18 protein-coding genes are annotated in these 20,531 nt (G+C 57.7%); 9 read left to right on the top strand and 9 right to left on the bottom strand.

Features of this window, described 5'->3' with window-relative positions; translation table 11 throughout:
* Positions 1–493 precede the first annotated feature (493 nt).
* Entirely contained in the window at positions 494–2,791 is a 2,298-nt protein-coding gene (locus IBT47_RS19275) for a TonB-dependent siderophore receptor (RefSeq protein ID WP_200562238.1), read from the bottom strand.
* A 483-nt stretch (positions 2,792–3,274) separates the two neighbouring features.
* On the opposite strand from IBT47_RS19275, the gene IBT47_RS19280 reads away from it, so the two are divergent.
* Complete coding sequence (locus IBT47_RS19280) at positions 3,275–3,796, top strand: 5'-3'-deoxyribonucleotidase (protein WP_105593524.1); 522 nt, start codon at positions 3,275–3,277, stop codon at positions 3,794–3,796.
* A gap of 171 nt (positions 3,797–3,967) precedes the next feature.
* On the opposite strand, the gene hutG is transcribed toward IBT47_RS19280, so the two are convergent.
* Both hutG and hutI read right to left on the bottom strand, forming a co-directional pair.
* Complete coding sequence (hutG, locus tag IBT47_RS19285) at positions 3,968–4,756, bottom strand: N-formylglutamate deformylase (RefSeq protein WP_200545716.1); 789 nt, start codon at positions 4,754–4,756, stop codon at positions 3,968–3,970.
* Positions 4,753–5,970 carry an imidazolonepropionase gene (gene hutI / locus IBT47_RS19290; protein ID WP_200562240.1) on the bottom strand — a complete coding sequence of 406 codons (1,218 nt, stop codon included), beginning with the start codon at positions 5,968–5,970 and terminating at the stop codon, positions 4,753–4,755. The genes hutG and hutI overlap by 4 nt, the downstream gene beginning before the upstream one ends.
* 82 nt (positions 5,971–6,052) lie before the next feature.
* Here hutI and IBT47_RS19295 point away from each other — a divergent pair, with 82 nt between their 5' ends.
* Together IBT47_RS19295 and IBT47_RS19300 are read left to right on the top strand one after the other, a co-directional pair.
* The gene (locus IBT47_RS19295) at positions 6,053–7,408 is read left to right on the top strand and encodes a formimidoylglutamate deiminase (protein WP_200562242.1); all 1,356 of its coding nucleotides are present in this window, start codon (positions 6,053–6,055) and stop codon (positions 7,406–7,408) included.
* Positions 7,405–7,965, top strand: coding sequence for a HutD family protein (locus tag IBT47_RS19300; protein WP_200562244.1), 561 nt, complete (start codon positions 7,405–7,407; stop codon positions 7,963–7,965). Before IBT47_RS19295 ends, IBT47_RS19300 begins: the two co-directional genes overlap by 4 nt.
* Here the strand turns inward: IBT47_RS19300 and hutC are convergent.
* Complete coding sequence (hutC, locus tag IBT47_RS19305) at positions 7,949–8,704, bottom strand: histidine utilization repressor (protein ID WP_105593529.1); 756 nt, start codon at positions 8,702–8,704, stop codon at positions 7,949–7,951. The genes IBT47_RS19300 and hutC overlap by 17 nt on opposite strands.
* 277 nt (positions 8,705–8,981) lie before the next feature.
* Here hutC and hutH point away from each other — a divergent pair, with 277 nt between their 5' ends.
* The 3 genes from hutH to IBT47_RS19320 all read left to right on the top strand — a co-directional run bounded on the left by hutH (position 8,982) and on the right by IBT47_RS19320 (position 13,511).
* The gene (hutH, locus tag IBT47_RS19310) at positions 8,982–10,526 is read left to right on the top strand and encodes a histidine ammonia-lyase (protein ID WP_105593530.1); all 1,545 of its coding nucleotides are present in this window, start codon (positions 8,982–8,984) and stop codon (positions 10,524–10,526) included.
* A gap of 28 nt (positions 10,527–10,554) precedes the next feature.
* On the top strand, positions 10,555–12,240 hold the full coding sequence (gene hutU, locus IBT47_RS19315) for a urocanate hydratase (RefSeq protein ID WP_105593531.1): 1,686 nt from the start codon (positions 10,555–10,557) through the stop codon (positions 12,238–12,240).
* 113 nt (positions 12,241–12,353) lie between these two features.
* Complete coding sequence (locus tag IBT47_RS19320; protein ID WP_200562246.1) at positions 12,354–13,511, top strand: M20 aminoacylase family protein; 1,158 nt, start codon at positions 12,354–12,356, stop codon at positions 13,509–13,511.
* A gap of 220 nt (positions 13,512–13,731) precedes the next feature.
* Here the strand turns inward: IBT47_RS19320 and blc are convergent, their stop codons facing one another.
* A complete protein-coding gene (gene blc, locus IBT47_RS19325) occupies positions 13,732–14,259 on the bottom strand; it encodes an outer membrane lipoprotein Blc (RefSeq protein WP_200562248.1) in 528 nt (175 codons plus the stop codon).
* Between the two features lie 271 nt (positions 14,260–14,530).
* Here blc and IBT47_RS19330 point away from each other — a divergent pair, with 271 nt between their 5' ends.
* Positions 14,531–14,788, top strand: coding sequence for a hypothetical protein (locus tag IBT47_RS19330; protein WP_200545703.1), 258 nt, complete (start codon positions 14,531–14,533; stop codon positions 14,786–14,788).
* Between the two features lie 243 nt (positions 14,789–15,031).
* On the opposite strand, the gene ybiB is transcribed toward IBT47_RS19330, so the two are convergent.
* The 4 genes from ybiB to IBT47_RS19350 all read right to left on the bottom strand — a co-directional run bounded on the left by ybiB (position 15,032) and on the right by IBT47_RS19350 (position 19,395).
* Positions 15,032–16,003, bottom strand: a complete 972-nt coding sequence (gene ybiB, locus IBT47_RS19335; protein ID WP_200562250.1) for a DNA-binding protein YbiB — start codon at positions 16,001–16,003, stop codon at positions 15,032–15,034.
* A gap of 21 nt (positions 16,004–16,024) precedes the next feature.
* On the bottom strand, positions 16,025–18,187 hold the full coding sequence (dinG, locus tag IBT47_RS19340) for an ATP-dependent DNA helicase DinG (RefSeq protein WP_200562252.1): 2,163 nt from the start codon (positions 18,185–18,187) through the stop codon (positions 16,025–16,027).
* Between the two features lie 129 nt (positions 18,188–18,316).
* The gene (locus IBT47_RS19345; protein WP_200562254.1) at positions 18,317–18,835 is read right to left on the bottom strand and encodes an N-acetyltransferase; all 519 of its coding nucleotides are present in this window, start codon (positions 18,833–18,835) and stop codon (positions 18,317–18,319) included.
* On the bottom strand, positions 18,832–19,395 hold the full coding sequence (locus IBT47_RS19350) for a helix-turn-helix domain-containing protein (protein ID WP_200562256.1): 564 nt from the start codon (positions 19,393–19,395) through the stop codon (positions 18,832–18,834). Before IBT47_RS19350 ends, IBT47_RS19345 begins: the two co-directional genes overlap by 4 nt.
* A gap of 146 nt (positions 19,396–19,541) precedes the next feature.
* Between IBT47_RS19350 and IBT47_RS19355 the strand changes: the two genes are divergently transcribed.
* On the top strand, positions 19,542–20,312 hold the full coding sequence (locus IBT47_RS19355) for a MerR family transcriptional regulator (protein WP_200562258.1): 771 nt from the start codon (positions 19,542–19,544) through the stop codon (positions 20,310–20,312).
* A 55-nt stretch (positions 20,313–20,367) separates the two neighbouring features.
* The gene (locus IBT47_RS19360) at positions 20,368–20,472 is read left to right on the top strand and encodes a protein YohO (RefSeq protein ID WP_105593540.1); all 105 of its coding nucleotides are present in this window, start codon (positions 20,368–20,370) and stop codon (positions 20,470–20,472) included.
* The last annotated feature ends 59 nt before the right edge of the window (positions 20,473–20,531 follow it).

A 20,531-nucleotide genomic window follows, 5' to 3' on the forward strand; every position in this document is an offset into this window, starting at 1 on the left:
GTTACCTGTCTAAAAAAACTGCTTAACGATCTCTTGTCTAAATCGGCTTCTTCATAATATTCGATGATTCAAAAACAATGAGTGCTATCGTTGGAGGTCGCCCTGCCTCTGCGGCTGCTTTTTTTTGCATATTACACAGAAGATATACAGCAGGCTGACTATTCCGCCGCCCGGATAATCCGCAGCGCTGAACGGAGAGAGGAAGCCAGGATAAGCCCGCAGGACGCGGGCGCAAGGCTCGGTCGGCACACGGATGTGCCGTCTGAGCCGGTCCGATCGGCTGACGAACAAAGAGAAGGGACCGCGAAGCGGCGTGAGGACCGTCCGGGCGGGGGAACAGCCAGCCAGCGAAGAGCACCACTGCTGCAAACGCCATCAGGTGCAAGGACCATCCGACAACCGCAGAGGCTGGGCGAAAAAAACCGCCATCCAAACGGATAGCGGCCTTAACACACACAGCCAGCGAACGAGAAACCCTCGCCCACCACTGTTATCAGAAGTGCGTATTCAACGACATAAAGTACGTTCTGCCCGACTCATTGTACGTCTCAGCACCCGCACCATACAGATACGCGCCGGTCGTCGCATTACCAGTAGTCGATGCATTACCCGCACGGTAGTGGCGTTTATCCAGCAGGTTATCAATCCCCGCCGTCACATCCACATACTTATTCACGGTATAAGTCGCGCTCAGACCAAAGAGTGCATACGGGCTTAACTCATTGGTTTCGCTACCCGTTGCCGCCACGCCCTTGTAGTTGTACTTCTTCGGCTTCTGTACGCCGTACCAGGCCATGGTGCCGCGCAGGGACAAATCGTTCATCGCCTGCCATTCCAGCGTCGAGTTGATGGTGTACTCTGGGATAATCGACAGATAGTCGCCAGTTTTCTTGTTCTTGTTCTCAATGATGTAGGTGAAGTTATTCTTCATTGAGACGCTGTCAGTAATCGGGAAGTTCAGCGTACCTTCCAGACCCTGGATCAGCGCGCGCGGCACGTTCTCCCACTTGTACACATCGGTCGTACCGACGCTGTACTCCGGCGCGTAACCCGCTTCAATCTTATTGCGGTAATCATTATGGAAGTAGGTCAGGCCCGCCTGATAATCGTCGTGATGGAACTCAAGCCCGATCTCTTTATTGATGCTGGTTTCCGCCTTCAGATCGTCATTACCCTGCAAATAACAGGCTGCAGTACTGGCGTAACAACCCTGGCCGTTGCTGTACAGGATATAGTTCGGGTTGGTCTGATACAGGTTCGGCGCCTTGTAGGCACGGGCGATGCCCATTTTCAGCGTAAAATCACTACCCAGTTCCTGAGACAGGTTCAGCGACGGGCTGAAGTTGCTACCGGTAATCGAGTGGTAGTTAAAGCGAAGGCCCGGCGTCAGCATCGTGGTGTCGGTCAGCTCAATATTGTCGTCAGCAAATACTGAGTAAAGATCGGCTGAAGTATAAATGCTGCGATCGGTTGCAGACACACCCGACACGCTGCCTGCCGTAGCGGCATTCTGCGTATTCGAGGTCGGATCTTTCATCTGCTGATGATTCCACTCAGCGCCAAGGGTTACCGTCTGCTGGAATAACAGATCCAGCGGCAGGTTTACTTCAGTATGCGCATTGGTATCGGCAAGATTAATCGTTGAGAAACCTTCATCAGTGGTATTAAAGATCCCCTCCGTTCCTCCTGCCAGACCTTCCTTAAGACGGGTATTGCGCGTGCGCTCGTACTGAATGTAGTTGGTGGTGGTGACGCCGTTATCCCACGAGCCGGTATGCTTCAGGCTGACATTCTGGCGATACAGGATGTTGGTTTCTTTGCCGTAGTACTTCTGTACCAGCGTGTTGGTGTTGGTGTTCTGCGTATCTCCGGCGTAGATATTGCCCTGGCGGCTGAAACCAGCCCCCAATTCCAGCGCCTGGCCCGGAATAAATTCCCAGCGCAGAGAGCCGTTAATATCTTCGTTTTTCAATCCTTCACGGCCAGCAGGCACGCTGCCGATATAAGCGCCAGTGCGCTGAGCTTCATGACCAGAGTTAATGTACTGCGCATCGGCCTGAGTTTTGGCCCAGCCGCCGTACAGTTTGAAGGTCAGATTATCCAACAGCTCACCGGTCAGGCTGCCGTTAAAGCGGCGCGTGGCACCTTCAGCCTTATGCTCCGGTACGTTGTAGTAAGTATTAAAACTACCGTGCCAGTCTTTGGTTGCCGGTTTAGTGATGATATTGATCACCCCGCCCGCTGCACCGCTGCCGTACAGCGCCGCCGCCGGACCGCGCAGGACATCAATGCGTTCAATCATTTCCGGTGGCACCCAGGCAGTATCGCCGCGGGAATCACGTTCGCCGCGCCAGCCGTAGCGCACCGAATTCTTGCTTGATACCGGCATCCCGTCGATCAGGATCATGGTATTTTCCGGGCCCATACCACGAATATCGACCTGGCGATTGTTACCGCGCTGACCACTGGTGGAGTTGCCGGTCAGGTTCACGCCAGGCATGGTGCGAATCAGTTCAGAAACATCGCGCTCCGGTGGGTGTTTTTTAATTTCTTCCGCGTTGATAGTGGAAACACCCGGTGCCTGTAAGGTCTGTAGTCGGGCGGAAACGACCATCGTCTGGTCGCCGGAAGCCGCATCTTTTTCGGTTTTTTTGCTGGTTTTTGCCTCAGCGCTATCGCTGGTTTGCTGCGCATCTGCGGCCACGGCTTCTGCGGAGAAGCCCTTTAACGGCAGCAGCGCCAGTCCGACAGCGACACTGATAAGGCTCAATTTTTTACTATTGAATTCCATACTCATCCCTTAATGCCCTGATTTCTTTTTAAAATTACTTATTGTTTTATAAGTAAAAATTCATTTTTATTGCCAACAAACGAAAAGAGAAAGACAATAATAATGATTATCACTTACGACTAAGTATTGCAGCAAATTTCAGGGATCAAATCTCGTGGAGATTGAGTAAAAAAAGGGAAATAGATGTGTGCAAATGTTTCAATTGGATGACAATGCCCGCGAAATACACTTGATATTGGTCAAGTCGAAATCGGGGTTGTCCACAATTGAAATGAGGGTAAATCGGCGAAATCCATCATATTTTTTGAAGGTCTTCATCAAGCTTATGCGGTTTTCTCTTTTCACCGCCCGCGTATGATGTCGTCACGGCAGGAACACTGCGAAATTACCCTCCTGACCGTGCCTGAGTCTTTTTTAGCCAGAAGCCCTGCTTCTGGCTTTTTTTTGATATGCTATGCCTTCAGACCCCATCATGGAGTGATTATGAAACGCATTGCTATTGATATGGATGAGGTTATCGCTGACTTTCATTCTAAAATCCTGCACACCTGGAACCGCCATTTTTCGCAGGAGCTGACCACTGAAGAACTCAACCTCTTTGACCTGCATCAGGACGATCCGGAAAAGCTGGAAGAGATCTTTGAACTGGCCGGGCATCCGGATTTTTTTGCCGATCTGGCGGTGATCCCCGACAGCCAGCGCGTTATTGCCAGCCTGAGCAAACATTATGAGATATTTATTACCACCGCAGCCATGCAGGTCCCGGCCTCATTTAATGCAAAATTCCGCTGGCTGAACACCCATTTTCCCGCCATCAAGCCGAGCCATATCGTGTTCTGCGGTAATAAAAGCATTATTAACGCCGACTACATGATTGATGATAATGCGATTAACTTTGTCGACTTCTGCGGAGAAGGCATTCTTTACACGGCCCCGCACAACCGGCACGTCACCGGCTACCGGCGCGTGGACAGCTGGCGCGACGTTGAAGCACTGCTGCTGTAGTCAAAGGCAGACATTTCTGTCGCTAACAAGGTTCAGGCGTTAAAGAATCCAGGCAGCAACCACGTCAGAATAAGAGTGAACCGCCACATGTTTATGCGGCGGTATTTTCGAACCGACCTGCTGAAAAATCCCCCTTCAGAAATCTTCTGCATACCGGTCTATTGGGCGGGATTACTGTTTACCTTCACGCAATAGCGTATCCACAATCTGCTTCAGCACCACCTGCAAATGCCGGGCCTTATCACCTCGCCAGGCAAACGGCGGCTGCTCATCCATATAGTTACACTGTGCCAGTTCCAGCTGAACCGCATGCTGATTCTCCGCCGGTTTACCGTAGGCGCGAGTAATGTAGCCGCCTTTGAAACGGCCGTTGATCACCCAGCTGAAGCGAGACTGGTCATCACAGACAGCCGTAAGATGCCCCGCGATCTCCGGGCTACAGCTCGCTCCATCATTGGTGCCCAGGTTGAGGTCCGGCAGCTGCCCTTCAAACAGTCGTGGCACCCTTGATGCGATCGAATGCGCATCAAACAACAGCGCATAGCCAAACTGGCGACGGATACGCTCCAGCTCCAGACGGATCTGGTCGTGGTAAGGCTGCCAGATGTTTTGCAGATAGCCCGCCCGCTGTGCCGCCGTTGGCGTCATACCCGGCTTAAAGGTCGGCGTACCGTCAAACAGCGTTTCCGGATACAGGCCGGTGGTTGCGGTGGTGTACAGCGCCTGATTATCCGGCGGACGGTTCAGGTCAATTACAAAGCGCGAATAGTTGCCGACCAGCACGCTGGCACCCATTTCGCGGGCAAACTCATACAGCTGCGGAATATGCCAGTCGGTGTCCGGCAGCCCTTTGGCGGCATCGCTCAGCCCGGCCTCAACTTCCGGCGTCAGCGCCGTACCGGCATGGGGAATGCTCAGCAGCAGCGGCAGCTTACCGGCGCTAAATTCAAAAGCGTTCATCGTTCTTCTCCTCGGAAAATAACCCGGCAGGGCAATTGCCCACCCAGCCAGTAAACCAGCTCCGCCGGGCGTTCCAGCGGCCAGTGGACAAAATCAGCCAGCTTGCCCGGCTCCAGCGACCCCAGAGAGGCTGCAAGGCCCAGCGCCTGCGCGCCGCGAAGCGTAACCCCGGCCAGCGCTTCTTCCGGCGTCATGCCAAACAGCGTACAGCCCATATTGAGCATCAGCCTCAGGGAGAGTGCAGGTGAAGTACCCGGGTTCGCATCGCTGGCCAGCGCCATCGGCACGCCGTATTGGCGGAACAGCGCGACCGGCGGACGCTGAGTTTCCCGCAGCAGATAGAATGCGCCCGGTAGCAATACCGCCACCGTGCCGCTCTGCGCCATCGCCGCAATATCACTCTCGGTGGCGTATTCCAGATGGTCCGCAGACAGCGCGTTAAACCGCGCGGCCAGCGCACCGCCGCCCAGGGACGAGAGCTGTTCAGCATGCAGTTTGACCGGCAGGCCCAGCTGCTGTGCGGCAAGGAAGACTTTCTCAACCTGCGCGGGGGTGAACGCCAGATACTCGCAGAACGCATCCACCGCATCCGCCAGCTGTCCGGCAGCCACCTGCGGCAGCAGCTCGCGGCAGATGACGTCAACCCACTCATCCGGCGTCTGCTTATACTCCGGCGGCACCGCGTGTGCGGCAAGGCAGGTCGCCTTGATTTGCGCCGGAACCTGCTGCCCGAGCTGGCGGATCGCCTGCAGCATGCGCAGTTCGCTGGCGATCTCCAGCCCGTAGCCGGATTTAATTTCTACGGTAGTCACCCCTTCTGCCAGCAGCACGTCAAGGCGATGCCGGGCGCTGCTGACCAGCTGTGCCAGCGACGACTCCCGCGTAGCGCGGACCGTTGAGAGGATACCGCCGCCCGCAGCGGCAATCTCACTGTAGCTGACGCCGTTCAGGCGCTGCTCAAACTCGTGGCTGCGATCGCCGCCAAACACCAGATGCGTGTGGCAGTCCACCAGCCCCGGGGTCACGATGCCGCCGCCGAAATCGGTGGACCGCTGCGGAGTAAACTGCCCGGCCTCCTGGTAGGGCCCGATCCAGACGATCTGCTGCCCGTCCACGGCAATCGCACCGTCTTTGATGATGTTGTACTGGCCGTCGCGCATGGTGACAATATCTGCGCCGTACCACAAATGCTCACAGTTACGTTGCTGGTTCATCACCTCTCCCACGTTGTGTGCTTTACTGCTCACCTATAAGTATGTATATGTATATACAACCTCAACGCACAGGAAGCAACCGATGACTCGCTATTTTGCGCCCCGCGCCCTGCTTGAAGATGGCTGGCAGCATAATGTACTGATTGACGTCGACAGCCACGGCAAGATTGCCTCTCTGACTGCCAACAGCCAGCCGCAGGATGCGCAGCGCCTGGACGGTATTGTCATACCGGCTATGGCAAATTTGCACTCGCATGCATTTCAACGCGCGATGGCCGGGCTGGCCGAAGTCGCAGGCGACCCGCAGGACAGTTTCTGGACCTGGCGCGATCTGATGTATCGCATGGTGCAGCGCCTGTCGCCGCAGCAGGTCGGTGCCGTTGCAGCAGCACTGTACGTTGAGATGCTTAAAGGCGGATATTGCCAGGTGGCGGAGTTTCACTATCTGCACCACCAGCCGGACGGCCAGCCTTATCCGCAGGATGAGATGCTGACCGAGCTGATAGCCGCCGCCGAACGCAGCGGTATCGGCCAGACCTTGCTGCCGGTGCTCTACAGCTACGCCGGATTTGGCAGCCAGCCCGCGCAGCCGGGCCAGAAGCGCTTTATTCAGGATACCGCCGCCTATCTCGCTCAGCAGCAGCGTCTGGTGAAGCTGATTGACGGCAAACCGCTGATTAACCACGGTCTCTGTTTCCACTCTCTGCGGGCGGTCAGCGAAGCGCAGATGCATGAGGTACTGGCGGCCAGCCCCGCGCATCTGCCCGTGCATCTTCACGTTGCCGAACAGGAAAAAGAGGTCAACGATTCGCTGGCCTGGAGCGGCGAGCGGCCGGTTAGCTGGCTGCTGGATCGCTTCCAGGTGGACGCGCGCTGGTGCCTGATCCACGCCACCCATCTTGACGACAGCGAGATTTCGCGCCTTGCGGCAAGCCAGGCGGTAGCCGGTCTCTGCCCGACCACCGAAGCCAACCTCGGCGACGGAATTTTCCCTGCCACCGAGTTTATCGCCCGGGGTGGCCGCTGGGGGATAGGCTCCGACAGCCACGTCTCGCTGGACGTCGTAGAAGAATTGCGCTGGCTGGAATATGCCCAGCGGCTGCGCGATCGCCGGCGCAACCGTATTGTTACTGCCAATCAGCCGTCGGTGGGCGATCTGCTTTACCGGCAGGCGCTGGCGGGAGGCGCTCAGGCCTGCGGCGTAAAAACGGGCAGCCTGCAAACCGGCTACCGCGCAGACTGGCTGGTGCTGAGTGACGATGCGCTATTGGGGGCAACCGGCGATGAGGCCCTGCTCAACCGCTGGCTGTTTGCCGGGCATCGCGGTCAGATCCAGGATGTGTTCGTGGCGGGCGTGCAGCGTATCCGTCACGGCCAGCACGCGCAGCAGGAGTCGATTGACGCTGAGTTTCGTCAGGTGCTGGAGGCGCTGCGATGATCCACTTATTTAACAGCGCCAGCCTGCCGGTCACCCCCTGGCGCAACGGCGGCGGCGAAACGCGGGAAATTATCAGCTACCCGCCCGGCGAAACCGAATTTGACTGGCGCATCAGTATTGCCACTATCGCCACCGACGGGGACTTTTCGGCGTTCCCCGGCGTCGACCGCATTATTACCCTGCTGGATGGGGAAGTAGAACTGTACTGCAACGATCGGCTGCGCCAGCGTTTGACGGTAAATCAGCCCTACTCGTTTCCCGGAGAGGATCGTATCAGCGCCCGGCTGCCCGCCGGGGCAAGCCACGACTTCAACATTATGGCCCGACGGGGGAGCTATGTGCCTGCGGCGGGAACCACTAAGTCGGCATTTTCACCGCCGGTAGAGGCCGCGGGTGTCGTGATGGTGATTAGCGGTCAGTGGCAGCATGGGCAAACGCTGCTGGCAGCGGATCAGGGCGCCTGGTGGGAAAATCAGGGCGGCCACTTCGTTCCGCTGTCTAATGATGCCCTGCTGCTGTGGGGAACGCTGCTACCGAGCTTTAACCATGGCCTTTGAAGCGCCCCATCAGCTTGTAGCGTGAACCGGGATACAGCAGCCGCGCGTAGGTGACGATCTTATTATCACTCCAGGTCTGGCGACGGATCAGCAGGCAGGGTTCCTGTGCGTCAATCGCCAGATGTCGGCACTGCCGCGCGTCGGGCAGAACCGCTTCCACTACATGCTCACCGGCGGTGAGCGGTGCCACGCGCATCAGGTAGGTATAGGGGGTTTGCTCAGTGTAGTCCTGCTGCAGATAATCCGGTGCCATCTGCGGGTTCACCAGGCGATCTTCCAGCTGCACCGGCTGATCGTTCTCATAATGGATCATCAGCGAATGAAACAGTTTCTGACCGCTGGTTAAACCGAGCAGCGCTGCCTGCTCAGCGTCGGCTTTGCTCTCGCCCAGTGCCAGAATTTTACTACTGTGGCGGTGGCCGCGCTGGGCAATCTCTTCTGCGATATTGTGCACTTCCATCATCGCGGTATAGCCCTTGGCTTCCGCAACGAACGTTCCCACGCCCTGCATTCGCATCAGGTAACCTTCGCTGGTCAGCTCGCGCAGCGCACGATTGATGGTCATCCGGCTGACGCCAAGCTCGTTAACCAGCTCGCTCTCTGAAGGCACGCGCTGATTTGGCTGCCAGACGCCTTCGCTGATCTGGCTGATAATTGCCTGCTTCACCCGCTGATAAATCGGTGCAGGCTGATCGCTCATTGCAGCGGAAAGTTGAGAAATAGCAGTCTGCCTTACCATACCGAATCCTTATAACAGTGGGAAAATCAGTTTACTGGCTAATATCCTAAATGTATATACATGTTAACTTTTCCGCCGAGACTGCCGTTTATTTCAACAGCTTTATCAACTTTTTTTGTGATCGCAGCAATACAAGTTAGCTTGGTTGTATAGACAAGAATATACGTTTGTGATTCACTCAATTCAGACCGAAGTTTAACTCGCATTAACAACCTGTCGGGCCGATGCCCGTAATACAGGTTTGATGCTCACCCAGTTGTCTATACAGGAGTATACTATGTCACTGACTCAGCCCCTCTGCTTACTGACGCCGGGTAAGGTCGATCTCGCCACGCTGAAAACAATTTATCGCGGCGGCGTAACCCTGGCGCTGGACGAACAGGCGCGCAGCCGCATCCAACAGGCCCGTGATACGGTTGAAGCCATTGTCAGCGAAGGCAAAGTGACCTACGGCATTAATACCGGCTTTGGCAAACTGGCTCAGACCTCCATTCCGGCGGACCGGCTGGCCGAACTGCAGCGTAACCTGGTCCTGTCCCACAGTGTAGGCCTGGGTGAACTACTGCCTGATGACGTGGTGCGCCTGGTGATGGCGACCAAAATTATCAGCCTGGCACGCGGCCATTCCGGGATCAGAATTGAACTGGTTGATGCGCTGATCGCTCTGTTCAATGCCGGTGTAATGCCATGCATTCCGGAGAAAGGCTCCGTGGGGGCGTCCGGCGATTTAGCTCCGCTGGCGCATCTCTCCCTGATGCTGCTGGGTGAAGGTGACGTGCGGGTGAAAGGCGAGCTGATGCCCGCTCGCGACGGCCTGGCGCTGGCTGGCATGGAGCCGATCGAACTGGGGCCGAAAGAGGGCCTGGCGCTGCTGAACGGCACTCAGGTTTCTACCGCGCTGGCACTGCGTGGCCTGTTTGAAGGCGAAAACGTTTTTGCCGCCGGGCTGGTAGCCGGTGCGCTGTCGCTGGAAGCGATTAAAGGCTCGGTAAAACCGTTCGATCACCGCATCCATGAAGCCCGCGGTCAGCAGGGCCAAATCTCAGTAGCCGCCGCCGTATCTGGCCTGCTGGAAGGCAGCGTTATTCTTAACTCTCACGCTAACTGTGGACGCGTACAGGACCCCTACTCCATCCGCTGCGTGCCGCAGGTGATGGGTGCCTGCCTGGATAATCTCAACCATGCCGCCCGCGTGCTGCAAATCGAAGCCAACGCCGCATCCGATAACCCCCTGGTGTTTACCGATACCGGCGAGGTGATCTCCGGCGGTAACTTCCACGCCGAACCGGTGGCGTTCGCCGCCGATATTATTGCGCTGGCCGTAGCGGAAATTGGGGCCATCTCCGAGCGTCGACTGGCGCTGCTGCTGGATACCGGCCTTTCGGGCCTGCCGCCGTTCCTGGTCAACGACGGTGGAGTGAACTCCGGATTTATGATCGCCCAGGTCACCGCCGCCGCGCTGGCGTCGGAAAACAAATCGCTGGCGCATCCGGGCAGCGTCGACAGCCTGCCAACTTCCGCCAACCAGGAGGATCACGTCTCAATGGCCACCTATGCCGCCCGCCGCCTGGGAGCCATGTGCTTTAACACCGCTGCGGTAGTGGGTATTGAGGCAATGGCCGCCGCGCAGGGGATCGACTTCCACCGCCCGCTGCAAAGCTCACCGCAGCTGGAGGAAGTGCTGAGCACTATCCGCCAGAAAGTCGCTTATCTCGACAAAGATCGCCTGATGGCGCCGGATATCGAACAGATGCGTTTATGGGCCGCTGGCGACAGCTGGCCGGAAATGATTGCTGCGCTGCTGCCTGCACGCGCCCACTAAGCGATGAATACCGATAAGGAAAACAACCATGACTGAGTCCGTAAGCAAGGCCGTTGCCCGTACCATTCGCGCTCCCCACGGTGACACGCTGCACTGCGCCAACTGGCTGATTGAAGCCGCTTACCGCATGATCCAGAACAACCTGGACCCCGATGTTGCCGAACGCCCGGAAGATTTGGTGGTGTACGGTGGTATAGGTAAAGCCGCCCGTAACTGGGAGTGCTTCGAGCAGATCCTGCGTTCGCTGCAGGCGCTGCAACCGGAAGAAACGCTGCTGGTTCAGTCCGGCAAACCGGTTGGCGTGTTCCGCACCCACGCCGATGCGCCGCGCGTGCTGATTGCCAACTCTAACCTGGTGCCGCACTGGGCCAACTGGGACCACTTTAACAAGCTCGATAAAGCCGGGCTGATGATGTACGGCCAGATGACCGCCGGCTCCTGGATCTACATCGGTGCGCAGGGGATTGTGCAGGGCACCTTTGAAACCTTCGCCGAAGCCGGTCGCCAGCACTATAACGGCGATCTGAGCGGTAAATGGATACTCACCGCCGGGCTGGGCGGCATGGGCGGCGCACAACCGCTGGCTGGCGTGCTGGCGGGTGCCTCCGTGCTGGCGATTGAGTGCCAGTCTTCACGCATTGATTTCCGCCTGCGTACCCGCTACGTAGACTACCGCGCCGAGAATCTTGACGAAGCACTGGCGATCATTGACCAGGCGAATAAAGAGAAACGCGCGATTTCCGTCGGGCTGCTCGGCAATGCGGCAGATATCCTGCCGGAACTGGTAAAACGGGCGAAAGCAGGCGGCATGAAGCCGGATATCGTGACCGACCAGACCTCTGCGCACGACCCGATCAATGGCTATCTGCCGCAGGGCTGGTCCGTTGCACAGTGGGAAGAAGCCCGCCGCAGCGATCCGAAGTCCGTGGAGAAAGCCGCCCGTGCCTCGATGGCGGTGCACGTGCAGGCGATGCTCGACTTCTGCCATATGGGCATTCCTACCGTGGATTACGGCAACAATATCCGCCAGGTGGCGCTGGAAGAAGGCGTGACCAACGCGTTCGACTTCCCGGGCTTTGTACCGGCCTATATCCGTCCACTGTTCTGTGAAGGCAAAGGTCCGTTCCGCTGGGTCGCCCTGTCCGGCGATCCGGAGGACATCTACCGAACCGATGCCAAATTGAAAGAGCTGTTCCCGGACCATACCAACCTGCACCGCTGGCTGGATATGGCGCAGGAGCGGATCGCATTCCAGGGCCTGCCCGCGCGTATCTGCTGGCTGGGACTGGGCGAGCGCCATCTGGCCGGACTGGCGTTTAACGAAATGGTGCGCAACGGCGAGCTGAAAGCGCCGGTGGTGATCGGCCGCGATCACCTTGACTGCGGCTCGGTAGCCTCGCCGAACCGTGAAACCGAAGCGATGCGCGACGGCTCGGATGCAGTATCAGACTGGCCGCTGCTCAACGCTCTGCTGAACACCGCAGGCGGTGCCACCTGGGTCAGCCTGCATCACGGCGGCGGTGTGGGCATGGGCTTCTCGCAGCATGCTGGCGTGGTGATCGTTGCCGACGGCAGCGCCGAGGCCGATAAACGCCTGGGCCGCGTGTTGTGGAACGATCCGGCGACCGGCGTCATGCGCCACGCCGATGCCGGCTACGAGGTGGCGAAAGCCTGTGCCGCGAAGCACGAGCTGAATCTGCCGATGATCGACTAAGCGTTATTCAGGCCGGTATCACCGGCCTGTTTTCTTCCCCGCTACCCGCTTCTTCCTCCCCCGATTTATGCTACCTTGTTTCTGCGCGTTACCCTGCACAGGAGAAGTATTGAATGACAGTTCCCGTTTCGCTGATTGAAGAAGCCACCGGCTGGCGCAGAGCCCTGCACGCCCGCCCCGAACTGGGATATCAGGAGCATCACACTTCACAGCTGATCGCCGAGCAGCTGGAAGCCTTTGGTTTGCAGGTTCATCGTGGTCTGGCAGGCACCGGCGTGGTCGGCACGCTGGAAAATGGCCCTGGACCGGTTATCGGGTTACGCGCGGACATGGACGCCCTGCCGATCACTGAACTGAGCAATCCGCCGCACCGCTCCACCAATCCGGGGGTGATGCACGCCTGCGGACACGACGGCCACACGGCGATCCTGCTGGCGGTGGCAAAGCACCTGAGTACCACCCGTCGCTTTAGTGGCACGCTGCATTTTGTCTTCCAGCCCGCAGAGGAAAACCTCGGCGGCGCGCGCCGCATGGTGGAAGACGGGCTGTTTACCCTGTTCCCGATGGATGCCATCTACGGCATGCACAACTGGCCGGGGCTGCCCGCCGGTGAGGTTGCGGTTAATGCGGGTGCAATGATGGCCTCGCTGGACTCCTTCGAAATCACGCTGCGCGGCCGCAGCTGCCACGCAGCCATGCCGGAAAACGGCGCGGACCCGATTGTAGCCGCCGCGCAGCTGATTATGGCGCTGCAAACCATTCCGGCCCGCCGCCTGTCGCCGCTGGCCTCTGCGGTGGTCAGCATCACGCAAATCAACGGCGGTGAAGCCATTAACGTCATCCCGGAAAACGTGGTGCTGCGCGGCACGCTGCGCTGCCTGCAGGCGGATGTGCGCAGCCGGGTAAAACAGATGATCGATGAATTCGTGACTTCCTTCACCGCGCCGCTGGGCATTGAGGGCAGCATTGAGTATCAGGGCGACTATCCGGTGACCATGAATCACGCCGCTGAAGCCGCGCTGGTGCGCGACTGCGCGCTGACGCTCATGCCCGCTGAAAAAGTGCACTGGAACGTCAGCCCGTCGATGGCCTCGGAAGATTTTGCCTGCATGCTGGAGCACTGTCCGGGAGCCTACTTCTGGATCGGTGCTGACGGTGACACGCCGTCACGGCCGCTGCATAACGCCAACTACGATTTTAACGATGGGCTGATTGAACCCGGTATCGCACTGTGGACCGCGCTGGTTGAGCAGCTGCTGCCGGGCAGCTGATTGATATTCACCTGGCCGCTGCCATCGCTTACTATGGCCCCTCGCGGGGCCAACTACCTTGTACAATTTCCCATTCTGAAATACTGCATTAACGATCCTGACGACCTCATCAGCGAATATTATTAGTTGAATAGGCAGGAATTTCTCCCTGGGGGCGTTCTGGTGCCATATTTCCCTGCCCTGGGAAATAGCCCCAGCACGGAAAAAAACCAGGGAAGTATTATCCCTGATTCACCCAAACAAGTTTATCTACCGGGAAGTTCAGCCCCTGGGCAATAGCCAGGTAGTTTTGCTTTACGCTCTCGGGGATCTGCGGCGTGCGCGACAGTATCCACAGGTAGTCACGGTTTGGCCCGCTGACCAGCGCATAGCGATAGTCCTCATCCAGCGCGATAACGTTATAGCCGCCGTAGAACGGACCGAAGAATGACACTTTAAGCGCCGCAGTGGACGGTGCACCGGTGAAGTAAGCCCGGCCTTCACTCTCCCTCCAGCGCGCTTTCGCCGGGTCGTAGCCACGGTTAAGCACCGATATTCCGCCATCGCTACGTTTGCCATACGTCGCAGTAACCTGTTCCAGGCCGCGCTCGAAGCGGTTTTCCAGCCTGGCAACCTCATACCATTTTCCCAGATAGCGACCGGCGTCAAATCCGCTTATCGGCGTGACTCCTTTCGGCGGCGTCGGGGATTTACAGGCGACCAGCCCCAGTGACAGTACCACTCCGGTAAGAACGGGCCACAGCTTCATGCTTGCTCCTCAGTCATATCATTATCAGCCAGACAGAGTGTAGTACAAACCGGTTATCAGGCCACCGACAGGTGGCGAACATCAATTGACTCAGCTGGCAGGGATATTATTTTCAAACATCACTATCCACACGCCGCTATTTAACCCAAAAGAATGATTCAGCACCATAATTTACCCGCAGGACACATTGCGATTATTCTTAGAGATAATTTATCCGTTATCAACCAGGCTTAAATTGAATTTCTAACCCAGAAGAAGGAAACATCTCATCATGGCTGACATCGAAACCAAAACGAAAGATGACTATATTAATGACGTGCTTTCTCAGCTTAAAGAGATTCGCCACTACGCTAAAAACAATACGGAAACCCTTTCCGCACAGTGGCTTGCATTCGACTCCGGCGAGTTTAAAGATAAAGAGCTGGCGGGTAAAATCGATACACTGCTGAATGCCCAGGGCAAGCTGCATGACGAAGTGGAAGCGTCTATCGCCGATATTGAAATTTTGGTGAATAAGTCCGCCGCTTAGCGCTTAATTCCTCGCGTTGAAATACCCGTTTAATTTATAAAAAATGCGCCATTTGGCGCATTTTTAACTTGAGGATCAGAATGCAGCATTGTCGGTAATACTATTTCACTGGCGCTATCTTAATTCATCCCTTAATCAATCGCCCCTGATTTAATCCTGACTGACCTGCATCCGTTCAAGGCCGCTGTGGATTCACCGTCAGCGCACTACGCCAACAGTCCTATCAGCCTCTTACCGCCTGCTTCAGTATCCCGCTAGCTTAATCTCACCCAGCGCCGCTTCCAGCGTCTGCGCCCTGCCCGTTGCCACATAGCAGCAGGCAATTTGCAACCGCAAAGACTGCGGTACTGCCACTTCACGATTCAGACAGCGGGTGATCCAGGCGGCGGTGGTAGCCGCATCTTTCGCCTCGGGCAGCTCGCCCGCCGCAAATGCCACCTCCTCCTGACGTGCCAGCAGCACCTGGGGTTCTGCGCCGTGGATCAGGCTGATTGACGGGCAGCGCTGCGGACTGGCGTAGACCTCCCCCTCGGTGCCGTTTAACAGCAGGCCACGGCCGCCGATGTCGCTGAAGAATTTTCCCACCTTCGGGATATATTCCGGGTGCGACACGCTGGCCAGGCGCAGCGCAGCGTCTTCGGCAAACGGCGTTGCCAGCTTGGCCAGTGTGTGCGCACTGTTGCGCACGCCCATGCGCCAGCGCATCGCCAGCTGCCGCTCCGTCGGTTCGCACAGCTGGCCGATGGTGATAAACACCAGTTCACCCGCGTTAAGCCTGTTCTGCGCCTCCGCCGCCGTCAGTACAGCGGGCACACCCAGCGCCTGAAACACCGCTTCGCTGGTGATGCGCGTCGGGTCATCGCTGACGCCGTGGACCAGCACCGGGAAGCCGAGGCGGCTCAGCAGCAGCGCCAGCAGCGGGGTCAGATTCCCCTGCCGCCGCGCGCCGTTATAGCTGGGGATAACGATCGGCATCGGCAAATGAGCAGGAGGCGTCAGGCGCGGCATCTGCTCCTGCATCGCCTGATAAAAGCCCAGCATCTCCTCTTCGCCTTCCCCCTTAATGCGCAGCGCAATCAGGATCGCACCTAGTTCAAGGTCCGGCACGTCGCCCGCCAGCATACGGCGGTACAGATCGCGCGCGCTGTCTATATCAATATCGCGGGCATGATTTTTACCGCGTCCGATCTCTTTTATAATCTTGTTAAGTTCCATGCGTTTGCTCACTAAATCAGGTTAACGCCTGCGGCGCGGCGGCACTCTTTTTTTCGCGGTCGGGGCTGCCGCCTTTGGCAGCTCGCCTTCCGGCATCGGCGGCTGTTCAATAGGAAACACCGGCAGTGCCCCCAGCAAACGTGCGCCGTAGCTTTTGCTCAACAGCCGACGGTCGTAAATCACAATCTCACCGAAGCAGTCGTGGCTGCGGATCAGTCGCCCCACCTGCTGGATAAGATTAAACGAGGCGCTGGGCAGACTTTGCACCTCAAAAGGATAACGCTTCAGGCTTTTCAGCCACTCGCCCTCGGTCAAAATAACCGGACTGTCCACCGGGGGGAAAGCGATTTTATGAATATGAACCTGGGAAAGCAGCTCCCCTTTCAGATCCAGCCCCTCGGCAAAGGACTGCAAACCCACCAGCACGCTGGTTTCCCCACGCTCTACACGCTGGCGATGCAGCGCCACCAGCGCCGGACGCGGTTTGTCGCCCTGAACCAGCATCATTAAACGCAGCTCGGGCAGGTAGGCAATAAACTGCTGCATCGCCCGGTTGCTGGCGAACAGCACCAGCAGCCCTTTATGTTTCGCCAGCTTTATCTGGTGGCGGAAAAAATGGGCCATTTCGGCCAGATGCGCCACTTCATTAGCCAGCAGCGGCTCGTGCTTCATCTGAGGAATAACCAGCTTGCCCTGCTCGACATGATTAAACGGCGAGTCCAGCGCAACAAAACGATCATCCGCTTTTTCACTGAGGCCGGACATCTCCTGTAGCCGCTGGAAGCTGTTTAGCGAACGCAGAGTGGCGGAGGTCAGCACCACATGGGGAATTTTACGCCACAGCAGCTTTTCCAGCTGATCGCTGACGCGGATACCGGCACAGTGCAGCATCAGATGCGCGTTGCCCTCGCGCAGTTCGCGGGTCACCCACTTTGACACCGGTGCGCCGGATGTCTGCTCCAGCGCCGCCAGCCGCCACAGCTTGCTGCTGGCTTCAAACCAGCCCAGCGCGCGGTTCATCTGCAGTAGCGTGCGGTGCAGGCGCACCACGTCATACTGGCCGCTTTTTTCACTGAGATCGTTGACCAGCCCTTCGGCCAGCCCGCGCAGCGCATCGCTGAGTTTGAACAGCCTGCCGCAGATCGCCATGATCTCTTCCGGCAGCAGCCCCATCTCGAAACGGTACTCCCCTTCCTGCCCTTCCGGCGGCAGATAAAGGCCGAGGATCTGCGACAGCATTTGCAACTGTTCACGCACCTCTTCGCAGTGCTCTTTCAGGCGATCCGGGTTCGCCAGCGGCGGCGGGCGTTTGGGCCTGAACTGCGCCATACACTGCTCAACCAGCCGGGCAAACAGATCCAGCTGGAGCGTATTCCAGCCAGGAGTAATTTCACCGCTCATTTCCAGCGCGTCGCGCGCCACGTCCGGTAAATGATGCCCTTCGTCCAGCACCAGCAGCAGGTTTTTTGGCGGCGGCAGTACGGATTCCGTTTCCAGCGCCGCCATCACCAGCGCATGGTTAGCGACCACAACGTCGGCGTTTTCGATCTCGCGCCGCGCCACGTAGAACGGGCATTCACGGAACCAGTGGCAGTTGCTGCCGAGGCAGTTGGCTTTGTCGGTACTGATACGCTGCCACAGTGAATCTTCGATATTGTCCTTGCAGTGATCGCGCAGGCCGTCCCATTCGTAGCGGTTCAGCGCCTTTTCCAGCTCACAGCAGATCGCCCGCTCAGCCTTGCTGGCGGTCATATCATCATCGAGGAACAGCAGCAGATCGCCCTGCTTTTCTTCGTCGGTCGCCAGCGCAGACAAATTGCGCGGGCACACGTAGCGCCCGCGGCCAAAGGCGGCGGTAAAGGTCAGTTCGGGAATGATTTTCTTCAGCAGCGGCAGATCTTTACTGTAGATCTGGTCCTGTAATGCCACGTTGGCGGTGCTGACCACCAGCGGTTTTTCCTCAGCGCGGCTGACGGCAATACCGGGGATCAGATAGGAGAGGGTTTTCCCTACGCCGGTCGGTGCTTCAATAGCCAGATGGCGCCCCTCTTCGCCCGACAGCGTTTTCGCCACTTCAGCAATCATCTGCCGCTGCGGTGCGCGCGAAATAAAATCGGGGACTTGCTGTTGCAGGGCTTTATACCACCCGGCAATTTGCGCTTTTAACGCCGCAGTTAACGCCATGACAACCCTTTGCAAAAAATCAGGGCTGTATTTTTACACAGTATCGCGCTGGCGTCAGCCTGCGGATGCGGATCGCACCAGGAAAGTCGAACCGCTCCGCATTTCTCCGGCGGCACCATGCCCTGTTTCTCAGAGAGTTTTATACATCAGCGTGGTGGCATCCAGAACCCCTTCGGTGGAACAGGCATAAAAGGGAATTTCTCCGGCCACCTGCCAGCCCAGCGAGCGGTAGAGCGATTCCGCCACGTCGCCACTGCGGGTATCCAGCACCAGCAGCGTGCGACCTGCCTGCTTAGCACGCTCTTCCGCCCTCAGCATCAGTTCACGGGCTATCCCACACCGACGCGCATCGGGGTGAACCAGCAGTTTGATCACCTCGGCGCGGTGCGCACCGTTTGGCGGCATAGCCAGCACCACCATAACCGTTGCCACGATGCGGTCAGCCAGTCTGGCGACTAACAGCGTTTTATCACCGCAGGCCAGGCTCAATACGACATCCTGCCAGAAGCGGGTGAAGGTCTGCGGGTCACAGTCCACAAAACCCACGCTGGCACCCTGCGCGACGCATCCCTTCAGTACGCGGCACAACGCCGGAAGCTCCTCACGCGCCTGCTGCGCGTCCAGCCACTCATATTCAATCTGGGTCATGGGCGTGCCACCACCAGCGCATAGTGAGCGCCTCCGGTTTCCGGCGCGCTGAACGACGTGCGGCCAAACAGATGAAAACGCAGGCAGTCGCCCTTTTCCAGCCGCCACTGTTGCTCATTCATGCGGAATATCAGCACGCCGTCCAGCATCCAGATATGCTGCTCCAGCCCGGCCAGCGGCGGCAGGTCATACTCAATCAGCGCGCCCTGCTCCAGCTGCGCCTCCACCAGCTCGGCGTGGAACGCCTGAGCGGGCGGTGATACGCTGCGCCGCAGATAACCGCTGCTGGCATCGCGCCAGACGTTCTGCTGCGCTGGCCGCAGGTGCTGCGGGCCGCTCTGCTCCACTTCGCTGAGCAGCCGCGACATGGTCAGCCCATAGGCGCTGCACAGCCGGTTAAGCAGTGCGGCGGTCGGGCTGTTTTCCCCGCGCTCAATGCGTGACAGCGAAGCGCGGCTGATGCCGGTCATCTCCGCCAGTGTCTCCAGCGACCACCCCTGCTCAACCCGCAGATCGGCCAGCCGCTGCGCCAGGCGTTGCTCTGTTTGCTTCTGATCCATAGCCATCTCATTTAAGGGAAATAATCTCATATATGAGATCTACCGCAAGCCAGCGCTCAGATCAAGTTGTACATCCACAATTTATCTGTACAGCATGCTAATATTAAGTGCGGGCCGATAAGGCCTGAGAGTGAATGAGGTGAGAAATGACGTTGTACAGCATCGGTGATGTTGCTGAGCGCTGCGGGATTAATCCGGTAACACTGCGCGCCTGGCAACGCCGCTATGGCCTGCTAAAACCGCAAAGAACCGAAGGCGGCCACCGCCTGTTTGATGAAGACGATATTCAGCGCATTGAAGAGATCAAACGCTGGATGAGCACCGGTGTGCCGGTGGGAAAAGTGAAGGCGCTGTTGGAAGGCGAAAACATCGAGATCCACGACGGCTGGGTTACGCTGCAGGAAGAGATGATGACCGTGCTGCGCCACGTGCGCCCGTCAAAGCTGAGAGCAAAAATTGCCACAGTTGGCCGCGAAAACCCGGCTGAGGCGCTGATCGACCACGTTTTTCTGCCGATCCGTCAGCGGCTGAATCTGGACCAGAATACCGCCCGCGCGATGTGCAGCCTGTTGGACGGTGCACTGATTGACTATGTTGCCTTCTGCCTGACCGGATCGCGAAAAAAAGCCGGCAAAGACGCCCTGCTGATCGGCTGGGGCAGTGAGGATCGCACCCGCCTGTGGCTGGAGGCCTGGCGGCTTTCGCAGCAGGGATGGAGAATAGACGTGCTGGCCGAACCGCTGGATCAGCCGCGCCCGGAGCTGTTTCCCGGCCAGAAAATTTTCGTTTATACCGGCAAAGCACTGACCCGACGCCAGCAGGAACAACTGGCACACTGGCAGGAGCAGGGGTTCACCGTAACCGCACACGGCAGCGACCCGGCGACCGAAGAGAAGAAAAACCACTCTTTGGTTTAATAATCTCAAGCGAAGGCGCTATAATCCGCCTTCCTTTGAGAAAACGGGTTACGTTATGAACTGGCAAAAAATTAGTGTGGTCATTATCTTTCTGCTGATGGCTTTAGGTGGAATTGGCGGCGTTATGCTGACCGGCTATACCCTGATCCTGCATTCGTAATTACGCCTTTTTTGCTCATCTGGCGGCATGCTCTGCCGCTCTCCCCTCGTTTGTAACTT

Origin of the sequence: Erwinia sp. S43 (genome assembly GCF_016624745.1) — a bacterium.
GTDB classification, from domain to species: domain Bacteria; phylum Pseudomonadota; class Gammaproteobacteria; order Enterobacterales; family Enterobacteriaceae; genus Erwinia; species Erwinia coffeiphila.